19 protein-coding genes and 1 pseudogene are annotated in these 16,696 nt (G+C 46.8%); 2 read left to right on the plus strand and 18 right to left on the minus strand.

Annotation, left to right across the window (positions count from 1 at the left end):
- The 3 genes from F6J99_RS04830 to F6J99_RS04840 all read right to left on the minus strand — a co-directional run.
- Positions 1-1,210: hypothetical protein (locus F6J99_RS04830; RefSeq protein ID WP_293111934.1), on the minus strand; the 1,210-nt coding region annotated here is incomplete at its 3' end.
- Between the two features lie 16 nt (positions 1,211-1,226).
- Positions 1,227-1,880 (minus strand): phage tail protein I, encoded by a 654-nt coding sequence (locus tag F6J99_RS04835; RefSeq protein ID WP_293111935.1) that lies wholly within the window; start codon positions 1,878-1,880, stop codon positions 1,227-1,229.
- The gene (locus tag F6J99_RS04840) at positions 1,861-2,040 is read right to left on the minus strand and encodes a hypothetical protein (protein ID WP_293111936.1); all 180 of its coding nucleotides are present in this window, start codon (positions 2,038-2,040) and stop codon (positions 1,861-1,863) included. Before F6J99_RS04840 ends, F6J99_RS04835 begins: the two co-directional genes overlap by 20 nt.
- Positions 2,041-2,050: 10 nt before the next feature.
- Between F6J99_RS04840 and F6J99_RS04845 the strand changes: the two genes are divergently transcribed.
- Positions 2,051-2,278, plus strand: a complete 228-nt coding sequence (locus F6J99_RS04845; protein WP_293111937.1) for a hypothetical protein — start codon at positions 2,051-2,053, stop codon at positions 2,276-2,278.
- Here F6J99_RS04845 and F6J99_RS04850 read toward each other — a convergent pair.
- The gene (locus tag F6J99_RS04850; RefSeq protein WP_293111938.1) at positions 2,271-4,355 is read right to left on the minus strand and encodes a LamG-like jellyroll fold domain-containing protein; all 2,085 of its coding nucleotides are present in this window, start codon (positions 4,353-4,355) and stop codon (positions 2,271-2,273) included. The genes F6J99_RS04845 and F6J99_RS04850 overlap by 8 nt on opposite strands.
- A gap of 267 nt (positions 4,356-4,622) precedes the next feature.
- On the opposite strand from F6J99_RS04850, the gene F6J99_RS04855 reads away from it, so the two are divergent.
- Positions 4,623-4,865: a hypothetical protein gene (locus tag F6J99_RS04855; protein ID WP_293111939.1), complete on the plus strand. Its 243-nt coding sequence runs from the start codon at positions 4,623-4,625 to the stop codon at positions 4,863-4,865.
- On the opposite strand, the gene F6J99_RS04860 is transcribed toward F6J99_RS04855, so the two are convergent.
- From F6J99_RS04860 to F6J99_RS04920, 14 genes and pseudogenes are all read right to left on the minus strand, one after another.
- Complete coding sequence (locus F6J99_RS04860) at positions 4,843-8,808, minus strand: putative baseplate assembly protein (protein WP_293111940.1); 3,966 nt, start codon at positions 8,806-8,808, stop codon at positions 4,843-4,845. The two genes, F6J99_RS04855 and F6J99_RS04860, sit on opposite strands and share 23 nt — an antisense overlap.
- A gap of 6 nt (positions 8,809-8,814) precedes the next feature.
- Positions 8,815-9,123, minus strand: coding sequence for a hypothetical protein (locus F6J99_RS04865; RefSeq protein ID WP_293111941.1), 309 nt, complete (start codon positions 9,121-9,123; stop codon positions 8,815-8,817).
- Between the two features lie 83 nt (positions 9,124-9,206).
- Entirely contained in the window at positions 9,207-9,359 is a 153-nt protein-coding gene (locus tag F6J99_RS04870; RefSeq protein WP_293111942.1) for a hypothetical protein, read from the minus strand.
- An 8-nt stretch (positions 9,360-9,367) separates the two neighbouring features.
- Positions 9,368-9,757, minus strand: coding sequence for a GPW/gp25 family protein (locus F6J99_RS04875; RefSeq protein WP_293111943.1), 390 nt, complete (start codon positions 9,755-9,757; stop codon positions 9,368-9,370).
- 15 nt (positions 9,758-9,772) lie between these two features.
- Positions 9,773-10,198 (minus strand): PAAR domain-containing protein, encoded by a 426-nt coding sequence (locus tag F6J99_RS04880; protein WP_293111944.1) that lies wholly within the window; start codon positions 10,196-10,198, stop codon positions 9,773-9,775.
- A 260-nt stretch (positions 10,199-10,458) separates the two neighbouring features.
- Positions 10,459-11,298 carry a phage baseplate assembly protein V gene (locus tag F6J99_RS04885; protein ID WP_293111945.1) on the minus strand — a complete coding sequence of 280 codons (840 nt, stop codon included), beginning with the start codon at positions 11,296-11,298 and terminating at the stop codon, positions 10,459-10,461.
- Positions 11,299-11,642: 344 nt separating this feature from the next.
- A complete protein-coding gene (locus tag F6J99_RS04890; protein WP_293111946.1) occupies positions 11,643-11,774 on the minus strand; it encodes a hypothetical protein in 132 nt (43 codons plus the stop codon).
- A 63-nt stretch (positions 11,775-11,837) separates the two neighbouring features.
- The gene (locus tag F6J99_RS04895) at positions 11,838-12,911 is read right to left on the minus strand and encodes a contractile injection system protein, VgrG/Pvc8 family (protein ID WP_293064946.1); all 1,074 of its coding nucleotides are present in this window, start codon (positions 12,909-12,911) and stop codon (positions 11,838-11,840) included.
- A 6-nt stretch (positions 12,912-12,917) separates the two neighbouring features.
- Entirely contained in the window at positions 12,918-13,055 is a 138-nt protein-coding gene (locus F6J99_RS04900; RefSeq protein ID WP_293111947.1) for a hypothetical protein, read from the minus strand.
- Between the two features lie 126 nt (positions 13,056-13,181).
- The gene (locus F6J99_RS04905) at positions 13,182-14,033 is read right to left on the minus strand and encodes a LysM peptidoglycan-binding domain-containing protein (protein WP_293111948.1); all 852 of its coding nucleotides are present in this window, start codon (positions 14,031-14,033) and stop codon (positions 13,182-13,184) included.
- The gene (locus F6J99_RS04910; RefSeq protein ID WP_293111949.1) at positions 14,024-15,487 is read right to left on the minus strand and encodes a hypothetical protein; all 1,464 of its coding nucleotides are present in this window, start codon (positions 15,485-15,487) and stop codon (positions 14,024-14,026) included. Before F6J99_RS04910 ends, F6J99_RS04905 begins: the two co-directional genes overlap by 10 nt.
- Entirely contained in the window at positions 15,487-16,038 is a 552-nt protein-coding gene (locus F6J99_RS04915; RefSeq protein WP_293111950.1) for a phage tail protein, read from the minus strand. Before F6J99_RS04915 ends, F6J99_RS04910 begins: the two co-directional genes overlap by 1 nt.
- Before the next feature lie 34 nt (positions 16,039-16,072).
- Positions 16,073-16,228, minus strand: a pseudogene (locus F6J99_RS45420) (DUF6760 family protein); the annotation flags it as partial.
- Between the two features lie 14 nt (positions 16,229-16,242).
- Positions 16,243-16,696, minus strand: a 454-nt coding sequence (locus tag F6J99_RS04920) for a hypothetical protein (protein ID WP_293111951.1), incomplete at its 5' end; no start/stop codon positions are given.

Genomic DNA, 16,696 nt, shown 5'->3' on the forward strand with positions numbered 1-16,696 from the left:
CAAAGGAAGAGTTACCTGTACCTTTGACAGTCAGACCACCATTGGCTGCTGTGCTTAACGCCATTCTCTCATTAGTGCCATTAGTATCTCTCCAGGAGTGGTTGCCATTGGCAGCATAAAATAAAGTCTGACTATTGATACCCAGTCCGTATCCATCCCAAAGTTGCAATTTTAGGTTGTTGGTAGTGTCATTATTGGTAAAGACAATTTGTTGAGCACCATCGAGTTGAATCTCCCCTGCGCTAACAGTCAACTTCCCTTGTACTTTTAATTTCGATGAACCTGGATCTGTGGTGCCGATACCAACCTTGCCTGCAAAGTAGTTATCTCTAGTACCTCCAAACCATGCAGAATTATCTGCACTCCCAGTCCATCCATTATGCTCTACAAATAAACGAACTGCTTCCCCTTCGCTTCTGACTTGGAAGATAGGATCACCGTCAGGGGGATTGTCTTCGACTCGATAGACTAAGCCGGTTGCCCCTTGAGTACCGTCACCGCGATGATTGCTGCTGTTGGGAGCTTCCATCAGCAGAGTACGCTCACCAGAGACGTTGCTGCTGAAGCTTAAACTTCCATTTACTGTGGTATCACCTGTAACACTCAAATCCCCATCAATAACAACCAAACTACTGGCACTATTACCACCAGAACGCAGGGTCGGTCCAGTGATTGCACCATTATCCAAATTACCACTAGGCAAACGCACTCCAGAATACTGGCGTACACTGAGATCAGGAGTCACAGTACCGTTTCCAGCAATTGCCAGCTTTGCCAGAACAATTGAGTCCTCAGGCACATTTCCCAGGGTAGCAACTTGGATATTGGGCTTTTCGTGCCAGCGCCTGGCACCACTGCTACCCAAACCCCCCTCATTTGTCTGATCCGATTGTTCCTCTTGATAGGAAATAACTAAGTAAACTTGCTGATTTTTGTGGGCACTGAGATTGATTGGCGAAGAGTCTGTACTCAGAATAATCTGCCGACCTTCACTGTCAAGAGCAGTACCAGGGGTAACAATCACCTGATTAGTGTCAGTCTTAAGAGTCAAACCATCACAAATGCCGGAAACCCTCAGGAATTGGTCTAGGCGGCGCTGTCGGTCAATATGATACTTTTGTTCATCAATAAAATCCTGGTCTTTTAAAAACTCACCATCGAAGTAGCGTACTCGCTTTTCAATGTAAGGATACTGAATGTAATCTGCCATTTTAATTCTCCCTTAGTTACGATATCGTTGTGGTGCCCAATAGTGTAGTCTCCCCAACGATGATGCCTGGTTTACTTTCAGTGGGCTCATTAATAATTTGCATACCGGGTATTAACACCCGCAAAGCATAAAACGTGTGAGCTGGTTTCTCCTGATTCACAATTGCCTTAGCAATCTCTTCCTGACGTTGGAGCAGTTTAGGGTCTCGCTCATTCAAGGTGATTGTCACCTGGAAGTAGTGAGGGGGTTGTTCAAATTCGTAGATTTTGACGTCTTCTTGAGTGTAAAGTTCTAGCATTTGCTTCACTCCCGCCTTAGTCCCCCGTTGGCGATAGAGAGGGACAATATTGCTGATAAATCGGCGTTTAGTCTCCTCAGTCCAATCATCTCGCAAACTTAAAGCCACCCAATTGGCCAGCCAAGGTATAAACTCAGTTGGTGCTATCTCTGACTCTACTGGTAAATCAGGATGATTATAGGGATTGAAGTAAGTAGGGATACGGTCAATGTACTCTTCTAGAGCCAACTGATCAGGATTTGGATCCTCAGTATCCCTAGGTAAAAAGCCACTCATTACCCGCTCAAGGGCTAGCAGGAACCGACCAACAAAAGGGTCTTCCTGAAAGTTAGCTGGTAGATAGTTTAGATAGCTACTGAAGTAGTTGGACATAAGCGCGTTTGTATCTAGGTTTTAAACACACGAATTGTTGAAATAGGCAAGAGGCAAGAGGCAAGAGGCAAGAGGCAAGAGGGGAAAGGCAAGAGGCAAGAGGCAAGAGGCAAGAGGCAAAGAGTTGCGTAGGGTGCGTTAGGGGCGGGCTTGGACTCATTTTCCACCTCTTGGTCAGGGTTGGAACAGCCCGCCCCGTAACGCACCACCCAAAGGCTCGCACTGATTTTCCGGCTCTTGGTCAGGGTTGGAACCGCCCGCCCCGTAACGCACCACCGGGTCTACCTACTCCCGATTCCCGATTCCCGATTCCCGATTCCCTGTTCCCTATTCCCTGTTCCCTACTCCCTACTCCCTACTCCCTACTCCCTACTCCCTACTCCCTACTCCCTAGCTAGTTAATTGCCATTGCTCCCCTATGTATTCCATGATTACTAAATTTAACTGTACGTTAAAGTCTACTAACTCATAGTTCTTAAGCTTAACTCTGATCAGCTCTTTTTCGATAAACTGATAGCTTTCTTTTGGTTTACTGCGTTCCTCCCGCCAGGTTCCTAACTGAACCACCTTTGTCCCTGTGGTTGGAGCTTGGCTGAGAGCTTGTTTCAGGGTAATTTTATTGCTGGAAAAATCAACAGTGTCAATTTCTCGATTTTCTGGATTGCTATTAGTAGGAATGATGCGAACCGTATCCCCCGCTGCTAATCCCGTTACTTGATTCACCTTGAACTCAAGGTTGGAGATCACTTCAGTAATCTCAAAACTAAGGGGAAGAACAACCATTGTACCTAGTCCATAAGTTTTATTTAAACCTGAAGACAAGGTCAATTGTTTTAGTCCTTCCTCAATACTACTAATCGTATAGTATTCCTGATCACTACTGCTGGGGTCTAGTTGAATAGTATCCCCTGGGTTAAAACCGGTGGTGTCTTTAACCGTAATCTGAGTCTGGGATCTTGAGCTTGCCTGAGTTAAAACAGTAGTGGTTAGCTCATGAGTATGAACCATGACATCCTCGGCATAGTCAACTCCAGAGATGCTATCGAGTAATTGATATAGCTCCGAAACGTAAATACTCCTACCAAAAGGCCAACCCTGACCATCCCAATAAGACTGGGAATTAACTGGGTGGAAGAAAGCTTGCGCCTCCTGGTTTGCCTGGTCTTTAACCTGCTGGGCATTGCCCCCCGCTACTAGATAGAGTCGCGCCCAAACTCGCAAGGGTAAGTAGTCTGGGGTAACTACGTGATGGCGTACAGTCAGCAACCGCCGTTCATCCAAGAAAGACCATAAGCCTTGCAACAGAGCAGCAATGATATTGGGTTGATACCAACTGGCTCCTTGGATAGTTCCATGATTTTGGTTAACAGTCTTATCCTTAGCAAGGATACCAGAGCCTTCATCCAAATCCCAGCAACCAACTAATCCCTTTTCTGTACCTTTAAGAAAGTCATTCATCTCCTGTTTAATGTCTGCCTGCAAGCGGACTCCCTCCCAAATCCGCAATTGAGTAATTATGCCTTGGAAATAATGGCTTTGGTTACCTCGACAGCCCAGATGAAGGGATGAATCATTAATAGTACTACCTGAAGTGATATCTTCAGTAAAGCCTTCTAATTCTCCATCAATATATAAGTACAGTGTTGAACTATCTTTTACAAAAGCAACGTGATGAAAGTTGTCATCATTAATGGCTTTGGTAGAACTAATGGTAGCCAAGTTAGTACCATCACTTCTAATTACCTGTAATTTACCAGAGCGATTTTCATATCTAATCCCATAAGGAAAACCCCCAGCACCACTCCCTTTTTCTAAGATACTATTATGGGTTTCTTGGGTTCTAGCTTGAACTTTTTCAGGTCTGACCCAAACTTCAATGGTAAAATCGTGATCGTTAGCAAAATTGAGTTGGTCTGAGTGAGGGATTTCCAGAGAATCATCCTGGCCATCAAAGGAGAGCAAACTGTAGTTTTCAGCCAAAGTTTTAGGAACCACCAGCAAGCTAATGTTTCCTGGGGCTGGTTCTTCTCTGGCAGTTGCTTCAGTCAAAGCCAGATTCTGCTGAGAAATGCATTTAGCCCTAGCGACTACGCCAAAAGGACCAAGAGCCTTAGCGGTTGGTGTGTCCTGCCAGTCTTGTAGTACCAGTTGTTCAAAGTCCTCACCACTGACTGCCCGGTAGCGTTGCCGCAAATCCACAATGGTTTGCTGCACTGCTGTCTCCAAATCCCCTTCCAGCTGCCACTGGGAACCATTAAGCAGCTTCAAAAACATTTTTTGGTTTTCATCTGGGATCTGATTAGTCCGGTAAATCACCATCTCCGTCAACCAAGCCAACATCTCGATCAAGATGATGCCAGGGTCAGTAGGATTGTGGTCAGTCCAATCAGGGTACTCTTTGGGTATTAGAGACCGAGCCTCTTCCAAGAGGTCAGCATAAGTACGGTCATCTAGGTTAGGTAGTGGTAGTGGCATTGTTCATTAGTTGACGGTTAGTTGGTGGGTTGAAGGTTGAAGGTTTAAGGTTGAAGGTTGAAGGTTGAAGGTTGGTGGGTTTAAGGTTGGTGGGTTTAAGGTTGAAGGTTGAAGGTTAGTTGGTTGAAGGTTAGTTGGTTGAAGGTTGAAGGTTGAAGGTTAGTTGGTTGAAGGTTAGTTGGTTGAAGGTTGAAGGTTGGTGGGTTGAAGGTTGGTGGGTTGAAGGTTGAAGGTTAGTTGGTTGAAGGTTAGTTGGTTGAAGGTTAGTTGGTTGAAGGTTGCCTTTTGCCTTTTGCCTCTTGCCTCTTGCCTCTTGCCTCTTGCCTCTTGCCTCTTGCCTCTTGCCTTTTGCCTTTTGCCTTTTGCCTTTTGCCTTTTGCCTTTTGCCTCTTGCCTATTCCCTGTTCCCTGTTCCCAGATCCGCTGTTCCCTACTCCCTACTCCCTACTCCCTACTCCCTATTCCCGATTCCCTATTCCCTATTCCCTCAAAAATACTGACCCAGACTAATCTGATGTTCACCGGAATAGATTAGGAATCGGTTGCTTTGTTCCTCAGGTATCTCGGCTAGGTCAATGGAGAGAGATTTAACATAATTCACACCTGGAACGGATTCGATTAACCGATAGAGGTCTGATTTATGGGGCTGACGACCAAAAGGCCAGCCTTGACCTTCCACGCCACCAGTCAGGGGATGTAAAAAGTGGTTCAGGGCATCGTTGACTTCCATTACAACGGCTTCGGCAAGGTCTAAGGAGAGGGGTACAACCTCAGCTGTGACTGTAACTTCTACCCAATAGGGTCCTGTGACTCGTAGGTCTAGGGTGGGGGCACAGCGAGCTAGGATGTATTCTTCTACTAAGTCCAGCAAACCAAGACTGGCAGTAGGTTGCCGTGCTGAAGAATCCGGTAGAATAATCAGTTCGACTTGACCGACATCTTCTCTGTCTAGATAAGGGCTATTGTCAGCATGGTCACTTGTGGTCTTGGGGGGTAGGTTGAAATTTCCTGTCAGAGAACCATCAGGGTACTCGATGGTGACATCACCGCTAACGTTAACATCCCCCAAGTTGACCATAGTCACGTACCATTCGGTTCCAAGACTGAATTGGCTGGCTGTGACTGGGTAACTCAGTTCGCGATCGCTAGATTGGTCAGAGGTAAAGATTTTTTCCTCATAAGCTATCGTCTGTCCTGGACCATTAATTTTGACCTGTACTTGATAGCTGGTTGGGGGATTATTACCCTGGGACCATAAACTGACTTTGATTATCCCTGATTGCTCCAACGGCAGGTAGTAGTTTGGCAACCACTGTAAGTCTTTTGGGTTAAATTCAGGAGTAATTGCCCATGCCCTGGCTACATCAGTGGATGCTTGGTAGACCAAATCTTCAATGTCTTCGGCAGTTACAGCTTTGTACCGATGGCGCAAGGTTTTGGGCCCTTGTTCCTTAACCCACTCTAGAGACTCCTGATCGGATCCACCACTAGCAGCTTCTAGGTTAGTGACACTATCTACATAAGGCACTGTGGTCTTGAGTTCGGTGATAGTCTCAGCTGGTTTGTTACCCTGTTTACCACCACCTGTGCGGTAGTAAACCATACGGATATTGTTGCTACCTAGGGGCGGTATCCTTCCCTGTTGGTTGTTGCCAAAGCTTACTTCTCCGGTCAGGTGATTGAGAACATAGTGACGGTCTTCCGGTCGGGAACCATAGAAATCTGATACTTCTTGCCAAACTACCCACACCTCCTCTTGTAGATCCGTTTCTTCCTCTTCCCGGACCTCCAGCTGTTGACCCTCTAATACAGGAAATTGGAGGGTGGAGAAGGTCTGATCGGGATTCCCATTACTCGAACCAAGGATTTCATTCTCAATCGTGGTTGCCTGGGTTGCCCAAGTTGTATTAAGCAGCAACCGCCGTAGTCGGGGTGGCACTCTAAAATCACCCCCTTGCCAGCGAATTCGCAGCCAATATAAATCCTTACCAAATTCTGATTGCTTTGTCAAGTCAGTTGGTCCAATAAACCGGACTAAACCCGGTTGACTCATGGCAGCGGTTTCATCGGCTTCCACGCCTAAACGCACCCAACGGTCAGGACTGGTATATTCAGGGCTGGAATATTCTCCTACTATCACTGCTGCCTGAGTTATGGTAGGACTTGTGGCCAATTCCTCTGGTGCTGGGGGTTCTACCTGGGCATAGATAGTGGTTGAGCGGTTGGCGAAGGGGGCATCAAAGCCTAGGTAAAGGGTCGGTCTCAGGTCTTGAGTGGGAGTAAAAGGCTCAAAGGGCGAGCCATCCTGGTTAGCTTGAGTGGTGCAATCTACATAAGTGAAATCATTGTAGGTCAAGCAAGCTGAGAGTGGGGAATCACCTGAGTTGTAGCTATAGCTTAGCTTCAGGGATTTTACCACTGGTGGAGCTAAAGCTGAGGCTGGTAGGAGTACCACACTCGTTTCCACTGGATGAGATTGAGTGAGGTGAGGCGTCAGGGTCAGGGTATTCTCGTTGAAATTGATACTAGCAATCTCCAAGTCTTCCTGCTTGTTAGTACCTGGATCAATCCGAATGCGATCGCTAGGCAAAAAACCTCTGACACTATCTACCTTGATGGTGTTGATACCACTGCTGACCTCTTCTTCAAAAAGTTCCACCGTTGCTCCACTGGCATGGTCGGAATAGATAGTATTGGTCAGAGTTAGGGTATTAGAGCTAATACTACTAATTTGCGCATATTCCGGTTGACTTGTCTGTGCCCCAATCAGAATAGAGTCATTAGGTTGAAAGCCACTAGCGCTACTGACCTGTAGCGTATTGGCTCCACTGCTGACAGCTTGAGTGAGTGTGGTGCTAATGGCACGAGATGGCTGGAGTGTGGTACTGGTTTCTTCTGCGGTAGCTTCCTCAGTGCCATAATTACCCGTGATAATCCGAGCACGAAGCCAATAATTACTTTCCCCATTCACTGGCTGGGGTTCCATTTGGTCAGGGAGGGTGAAAGTAAATGCACCGCCAATAGTGAAGTTGGCAGCAGAGAGACCAGAACTATTATGTTTAACTACCTGCCAAGTACTACCATTCCAGACTTCCCAGCGGACTTCCACACCCCCAGTGGTATTAACCGGTGGAGCATCACTACTTAAAACCAAATTAACGGTAACTTCGGCTCCAGGTTTAGAGAAAACTTCCTGACTAGCGAGATAAAAGGTATCGTTGAAACCAGGTTCCTCACCAAAGGGGTAGAAATCTTTGCTCAGATCCAGTTCATCGGTATCGAAAAAGCACAACTCTGGTGCTATATCACTGCCATTAATCTCCACACTGGCACTAATGCGATTGATCGCAGGCAATGACTGAGGTGGAGGTAATGGACTATTGGTAAGCTGAGCTTTAAGCCAGGCAGCATTGATCCCATTAATACTATCCTGACTGGGGACTGGCAGATTCTGAATCGACACTTCCCACTCACTGTCACCTGAGTTAGTCAAGCTTGGGAAGGACTTGCTAATTTGGTTCTGGTCGTCAATGTCTAGACGGGCCAAACGGATATGAGTATTAGCTGGTTTGCTAGTATCCGTCTCAGCAATTAGTTCCAGGACTGGTTCTGAGTCTGGTTCTGATTCATTGTAGGAAATTACTACTAGCCTTGTTTGATTGGTGTTGCCGCTCACCTCAACAGACTGTTCTTGAGTGAGATTAATCTCTCGACCTTGATAATCTATCGCCTTTCCAGGTTGGACGATAACTTGACCAGACCCAATTTCAACTTCTAAGCCCTCAATAATTCCTAGTATTGGTCTCCAAACCTCCCCATTCCAGTAATACCAAGTGATTGGTACTGCTGCTAACCCAACTGCATTAGGAGAATTAATAGTTACGGTGAGAGTTTTCGATTCAGGTAAGGTGAGCAGGTGATCACAAGCCAAATGGAGGGAATGTTCAATGGGCTGATCCCCTGCAAAGGTTAGAAAAGCAGCATCTTCTTGACCCGTTGCTTGCTTAGTGCGATCGCTATAGCGGTCTTGTTCAGGTTCCCGCACAAACACTGCTTGCAGTTGCACATTGCTCAAGACTAAGTCACGTTCGGTCTCGAAAATGACCTCTTCTTCCTCTCCTTCTGTCGGCGGTGCTGCCACCTCCGTCTGAGCAGGAACCAAGGCTTCTGTGCTACCAGTTGCCAAATAAAAGGTCAACGGTACTCGCGCTGGTCTAGGTGGTCCAATGCTAGTGCCAATCAAATCCAGGAAGGCCAGGAAGTTTTTATCCGGGACTTGATTAAGGCGATCCCCGACAATCGTTGCCAGATGACCAAAAATACGAATTAGTGACCGACCACCATCCGGCTTGTTATCTGCCAAAGGACGCCAGTCTGTGAACGCCTTAGCACACGCCTCCGTATAGGTAACGATGTCTTCATAGCTACGTTGATCAATCTTTGGAGCTTGCATAAGAAATTAGGGAGTAGGGAGTAGGGAGTAGGGAGATGGGGAGATGGGGAGATGGGGAGATAGGGAGATGGGGAGATGGGGAGATGGGGAGCGTTTTGTGGCACTGCCCACCAGTCGGGAGAACAGATGTAGGGTGGGCAGTGCTTGAGAGTGATTAATTTGAATGGGATCAGCTTGGTAGGCACTGCCCACCATCGGATTAATCACAACTTGATCTAGATGTAGATCTAGATGTAGTAGATCTAGATGTAGGGTGGGCAGTGCTTGAGAGTGATTAATTTGAATGGGATCAGCTTGGTAGGCACTGCCCACCATCGGGTTAATCTGGGTGGGTTTTGGATCAATCCACCCAACCTCCCGTCGGGATCCCCCTCCCGTCCCCCTTAATAAGGGGGAAGCTAGAGGAGTAGTTGATGTAGGGTGGGCAGTGCTTGAGACTGATTAATTTGATTGCGTTCGCGAAGCGGTTCCAAAGGAACATCGCGTTCTGTTTTTGCCTTTTGCCTTTTGCCTTTTGCCTTTTGCCTTTTGCCTTGCGCTATACACCCCACACCCCAAATTAATAGTCTAAATAGAATGGATAAACTAAATTAAAGCGATTATTAGTACGGCGCACCTGGTAGTTAATTTCTATCAATAGACGATTAAATTGGGTCTCATCGGGGTAGACACCTACATCTAAAACCTCAATGCGCGGTTCCCACTGGGTCAAGGCTCGGCGTACCTCCACTGTTAATTGTCCAGCTGTCCCAGCGCTGTTGCTGGCAAATACTAAATCATGAATACCGCAGCCAAAATCTGGCCGCATCAGCCGTTCTCCTGGAGAAGTACTCATAATCATCCAAATCGACTGGCGGACACTATCCTCATAGTGCGCCATTTCGATTTGTTTATTTTGGTCTAGTACTACGGGGAAATTCCATCCCACTCCGAGAAAATCAGTAGTCATCGTTCCATCTCCTTATCAACCGCCAATAAATACCTTCGTCGGCTTACCAGGCCCAGGAGTTACTGTGCCGTGGGGAGGGGGTAATTCACTACAGGTCTTAACTGGGTCACCAATGCGCGCCACTGGTTTACCCTCAATTTTCACAGAGGAACTACCCTTAGTAATTTCAGCTGTTTTGTTAGGCTCCTTGACAAACTTGATTGGTGAAGTCCCCGGTGGGGGTATTGGTGGGTGTACCTGGGTTTTACCCTGGCTGCCCTTTAAAGCCACCAATTTACCACCAATTTTCACCTTTTTACTCAACTTTTGCTCGAATTTTCCTTGGAAAGGAATTGGCATTGGCGCTACAATAGGCGGCGCAGGAGCAGGTGGTTGACCCTGGACTTGGTGTGTACAAGATGTCACAACTAAATCGCCTTTTCTGGCTGCCGGTTTACCCATGATTTTTCATACTCCATAAAACTTAGATAACAGCATTCAGCGGTCAGCGGTCAGCGGTCAGCGGTCAGCGGTCAGCGGTCAGTGGTCAGTGATCAGTGGTCAGTGGTCAGCCTTGTGGGACAGGCTTTGGCCTTTGGCCACGCTGTGCGAACGACGCTGGGACCTAAACCATAAGCTGATAACTAATAGCTTCTTGCTTATAGCTGATAACTGATAGCTAATAGCTAATCGCTGATAGCTGATAGCTGATAGCTGATAGCTTAATTAATTGATACCGTATTACCGGTAATCTTCACGTCTTTACTAGCTTTAAAGTGCATCCCCTGCTTAGTTTCAACTTTGCTACCATTAGCATTAACTTTAAATGACTTATCTGTCTTCATATCCAGGTTATTTTTGGCAGTAATTTTGATATCTTCCTCAGAAATAATTTCGATACCCTTACCACCAAGCTTAAGTTTACCTTCCTTAGACTCAATGGTAATTGAATTGTCTTTGGTATTAATAATGATACTATTCTTGCCAGTTTTATCAATCACCTCAATTTTTTCTTTACCTTTAGTATCATCCAAGCGAATAGCATGACCACTTTGAGCAATTACTTCAATTTTCCCTTTTTCCTTAGTATCATCTAAACGGATAGTATGCCTATTATGGGAAATTACCTCAACTTTTTCTTTATCTTGAGTATCATCTAAGCGAATAATATGACCACTACGGGACTTAATTGTGCGCTTGTTAATCATTTTATTTTTCCCATCTCCCTCCCCTTTTTCAGGAGACTCAGGTGGTCTATCTCTCCCATTCCAAAGCCCACCTAGGATATAGGGAAAATTGATATCACCTTGTTCAAAAGCTACCAGTACCTCATCATTCACCTCCGGCAAAAAATAAATACCACGGTCATTACCAGCCATGGGAGTTAACACCCTAGCCCAATAGCTTTCATCATCATCTGATAGCCAAGGAAACTTGACCTTAACTCGCCCCAAGTTTTCCTGATCGCCGTTGTTGGTCACTATTCCCATAGTCACCCCATAGAAACGACCTCGTATTTCAGGGGGACCTAGCAAATTAGTTAGTAAATCGATGCTTGTCATAATTGATATAGCGGTTTGCGACTTTTTTAATAGATATTTTTAGGGAACAGGGAGTAGGGAGTAGGGAGTAGGGAGTAGGGAGCAGGGAGCAGGGAGCAGGGAGCAGGGAATGCGCGAATTTAGAATCGGGAGTGGGGAATCGGGAGTGGGGAATCGGGAGTGGGGAATCGGGAATCGGGAATCGGGAGTGGGGAATCGGGAATCGGGAGTGGGGAATCGGGAATCGGGAATCGGGAATCGGGAACAGGGAACAGGGAATGCGCGAATTTAGAATGCGCGAATTTAGAATGCGCGAATTTGGAATCGGGAATCGGGAGTCGGGAATCGGGAATCGGGAATCGCGATTAGCAACAATAACACCAAACTCCCCATCTCCCCATCTCCCCATCTCCCCATCTCCCCACCTCCCCACCTCCCCATCTCCCCATCTCCCCATCTCCCCATCTCCCCATCTCCCCATCTCCCCATCTCCCCATCTCCCTACTCCCTGTTCCCTGTTCCCTGTTCCCTGTTCCCTGTTCCCTGTTCCCTATAAAAAATCATGACGTCCCATTCCTCCTCACCTTAAATGCTGTGCGATAACCTCGTTTATGGGAATAGGTATGGGTGGTGGAGGTCACATAGTAGTCACCACTAAACTGTTTGCCCACCCCTTGGATAGTAATAACGGTAGCTGCTCGCAAGTCAGGGCGTCCGACACACAAGCCCTCCCCACTGATGTATTCTAGAGCCATGTTATTAAATCCCCCCTGAGCGATTTGCTCAGCTTCTTCTCTACTGAACACAGGGCGATACAAACGTTCGCTGGTTTTTTTTCCACTACCCAAAGCCGGATCTACAGCCTTAGCACCGCTCTTGTTAGTACTAAAACCAGGACTGGCTCGCCCAATGAAGGCTTTCTTGTCCTTCGGGTTCCAACCGCGCACCTCCACCTGTCCCACCTGGGTCAAGCTGGTCAGTCGGGAAGAAAAACTGAGCAAATCCTTTCGTTGAACTAGGGTCAACACTGACTTGGATTTATCCTGATGGGGCCGGAAATATAGTGTTTTATCTTGAACTACAACCTCATAACCGAGTCGTTGAGCACGGGTCTGAAGAAATTCCATATCTGTTTGGTTATGCTGTAGTACATAGTCCAAAACCAGCTTTGTCGTTACTCCCCCATACTTTAGACCGGCTTTTTTGGCAATATCTCTAGCGATATCGCTGTCTTTCTTTTTAGTAAACGAGCGAGTGTTGTAACCCCGAAGCAATCGATGACTGTAGTCGTAGCCGCGCACTGTCAACAGAGGTATTTCCCCATGGGCAAATTCTGGTTCCAGACCGGTGATCTGACCCATCATCAGTTTTTGCAGTTTCCCTCCACTACCCCCGTAGCCCATAAAAATCGTTACCTCATTGCCTAGCTTAAACAGTTGCGGATCAATCCACTCCTGCTTTTCTTGGTCCCAGTTGGCAAGCTTGATGGTAAACATAGTGGGAGTACTAACGTTTTCATCCACAATTACTGCCATCACATCAGACCGCAACTGTTGTCCCCTGATCAGAATTCTGAAGCCAGGGACTGAGGTAGCGATGCTATTGGTACTAGTTTGAGGAGGTGTCGAGAGCATGGTTAATTACACTTCTTGCAGAAGTCGGGAACAGGGAATAGGGAACAGGGAACAGGGAATAGGGAACAGGGAACAGGGAATAGGCAATAGGCAATAGGCAATAGGCAATAGGCAATAGGCAATAGGCAATAGGTAAAAAATCATGTGTACCTGATTAGGTTAGAAACAGCTAGAGACTTCGTGGCAGTTGTCGGGAACAGCGGATCTGGGAACAGTAGACAAGAATTGACGTAAACACTATCAGAAAAATACTTTTGCAAGAGGTCTATTTTAGGTGAGATTAAGTACTGGGATGGTCAGAACTTGACCTGGTGTCAGGTGACGGGGATTATTAATCCCATTAGCCTTGGCAATCTCTCGCCAGAAGCTGGGGTCATTATATTCTTGACCAGCGATGCTGCTCAGGGTTTCTCCACGTCGCACAACATGAATTGGGTCGTCATCCCGTGCCAGAGAACTGGGCTTTTCCCGCTCCTCATCTTCTTCAGGGATGAACTGGTGGAAAGTACAGTTGAGAGCGGCCCTGACTGGCATCCCATTAGGGGTAAACATAGTAAAGCGCTGGGTTAGTTGTCCAAGATACCCCTTAAAAATCAGGTTAAATGCCCCCCACCAGAGTTCACATACAGGGGGACGTTTTAAATCAGAGTCAATCAGAGTCAACTCAAAAATCTTATTCGTATACTCTCGAACATCTACAGCATTGGGTGCTGATAATCCATACACACCAGTTAAAGATGAAGCCGCTGTTGCCGCTCCCGATGCAACTCGTTTGAGGGGAGAACTGCCGCCCCCGGATATACTTTCAGGTAGTCCTTCGTAGGTGTCAAAAAACAGGTCGAGAGTCAGGGTTGCTGGATCCCCACCAATAAATTTAGTATCACCGCGATCGCGGTTTTTGAGAGTTTCATGACGCCATTGGGTTGTCTTGGTAATTTGAATTTCATTAGGATTGAATAGAGGCATTGGTTTGTTCTCTGGAAAAACCATCTGCCATCTTTTTCCTGGCTGCTCCTTGAGGATGGTTAATTTATCTAACTCTGCCCCAAAGAGGCTACTTGTTAATCCTTTGGTTTGGTTTAGTGTTTTTTGGGCTAGATTCTTAAACCCTGTTAATGCCATTGTGTTAATCCCCTCCGTTCACTTTCTATGGTGAGATGCTGCATCAGTTTATGGTGTACTTTGTCTACTAGTTCATCCACATCAATGTCCTCGAAAGACTGACTACTTGTGGTAGCGCTTGTGGTATTTTCTGATGCTTTCTGAATCACGGTATTTGCCTGTAACCTAGTAGTTGATACAGGTGTTGATACTGATGCACCGTTGACAGATGGCATTCTTTGGATAACTCCAGAGCCATTATGAGCCATAGATGGCGAACTACTAACTCCTAGTCCGTTGCCAGAAACTGAAGTTCTATTCACCCCAGAGGCAGAAAAAATCAGGGGAGCAGATAATTGATAACCATCTTTTCCTGAAATTTCTCTAACCACTGGTCGCTCCGGGGAGCGTTGAATCAGTGGCTGGTTTCCTTCGGATGGGCTGTTGACTATCTCCTTGACCACTGGTCGCTCCGGGCTGGGTTGAATCAGTGCTTGGTTTCCTTCGGATGGGCTGTTGACTATCTCCTTGACCACTGGTCGCTCCGGGCTGGGTTGAATCAGTGGCTGGTTTCCCTGGGATGGGCTAGAAACTATCTCCTTGATCACTGGTCGCTCCGGAGTGCGTTGAATCAGTGGCTGGTTTCCCTGGGATGGGCTAGAAACTATCTCTTTAATTAGCGATCGCTTTGGGGAGCGTTGAATCACTGGCGACTGGGTCAGGTTTCCGGAACTGCCTAGCGATCGCTTAGACTGTAAAGTAGTTTTCTGATAGTGTTTGTCTAAATTCTTGTCCACTGTTCCCTGTTCCCTGTTCCCTGTTCCGACAACTGCCGCGAAGTCTATGGGTTTGGCTTGGACAACTGGCAAGGATAAGTCAGAAGATAGTCTAGCTTCCTTAGAAGGTTCAAGACCAGAAACTAGGGGCTTGCTCTGAGAATCTGCTCTGGGGGAAGTCCTCTTAGTGGAGTTGACAAATTTTGCCTGGACAATTAATGGTTTTGTTCCAGATTTGCCCCTTTCAGAGGGGATTGAATTTGAAGTTTGGGGTTTAGGGTTTTCTCTAGATTTCTGGGAATTTGACCCTGTACTTTTTTGTACTGAGGTTTCTTTCTCGACCTGAAATCTAGTTGATATCAAAGGTAGTTCTTCTCCTGTGCCTTTAGTTCGAGAGGCCACATTTGCAGAGGTAACATGTCCCGTCTCTACCTGTTCTGCTGCTGGCCGGATTGGCTGAGCATAGACGATAGGAACTGCTTCTGCTGATTGACCCTCTAAGGGATGCTGGCGTTGAATCAACTTAGCCATTAAGGGCAGTTGCTTGGTCATCCCTTGGACCCGGGAGATAATTGACCCTGCTACTTGAGTACCAATCACACCACGGCTGACGACCGGGCGCAGGAGTCGTCGCGTCAGTTGTGGGTTGATACTGTCTGACCAAGTCTGATTGTTAGTCACCTGAGGTTGAGATGCCATCACAATGCTCCCGCTAGTCCAGCAATCGCTCGTCCTCCAGATAGTGCTTGACTGAGAACTGGTTTGCTAATTCCTTTGTGTATTAACTCAATCGTCTCAAAAGCAATCTCATTGCTGCTGGCATTAAACTCTGGACCAGTCCACTTCACTGGCAAAGCCTGCTTGAAATTCCAATACATGGCTGGTATCTGTTGGCGGTCTAGCAGCATAATTGTGCCGTTCTTGCGCCGAATTACACCCTTGCTAGTGGCCTGATACCAAGTCCACAAACTGTCAATACCTGTTAGACCATGTTTGAGGGTCAAATTCGGATATTTGGTTCGACCTAGTAGCTGATGAACATAGCGATTCTGACCTCCCTCGGGACGCTCCTCTACTTCAATCTCACTTTCTAGACCCCTGACTTCGATAAACCCACCGGTCACTAACCCCTCAATTTCAATGAGGAAGTTAAAGCCTTGGTAGGGGTCAAGGCGAGCTCCCAACGCCCCAGTCACTCCAGCGTAAGCTGCGTTTGCTCCTAAAGGCACAACCGATGCTAAACTTGCCATCATTAACTCCTGGAATTCATGAAACTATCCCCAATTACCGTAACCCAATTATTTGCTCATTAAGCTTTTCATTTATACTTGCCACTTGTGCCACCCAGCGCTGTCTTTCTTGATGATCCAGACTCATAATCTGGTCGTAGGACCAGTGCAAGTGATAAGCAATATAGGCTACCTCCTCTAACAGCCTCTCGGAGGGGTAGCAAGTTACTCCCCCAAAGTAGCAGTCTCCACTTCAAACTCTCCTTGACAGTGAGGACAAGAAACCAAAAGGCGGCTGTGACCGTTTTGGTTAATCCGTTGATAGAGGTCTTGCAGATAGGCTAAGTCAGCGGAGAATAGACCCTCAATCATGGCAGGATTGATATAGTCTAAGTTACCCAGACGAGTAATCACCCGGGACAGCAGGATAATCACCAAGTAACCTGGATTAGCCTGAACCCTAGGGTCTTTTAAGGGCATAATCTCATCGTAGGCTGTGGACATCCGCATCATGCCTTCTTGATGGAGATTACCCTCCGAATCTACGTAGCCCTGGGGTAGGGTAAACGGGAACTCTGTCTGCATCATGTTGTAGGAAATAGGGAACAGGGAACAGGGAACAGGGAATCGGGAATCGGGAATCGGGAATCGGGAATCGGGAGGGTGGGGAGATGGGGAG

Origin of the sequence: Moorena sp. SIO4G3 (assembly GCF_010692305.1) — a bacterium.
Taxonomy (GTDB): Bacteria; Cyanobacteriota; Cyanobacteriia; order Cyanobacteriales; family Coleofasciculaceae; genus Moorena; species Moorena producens_A.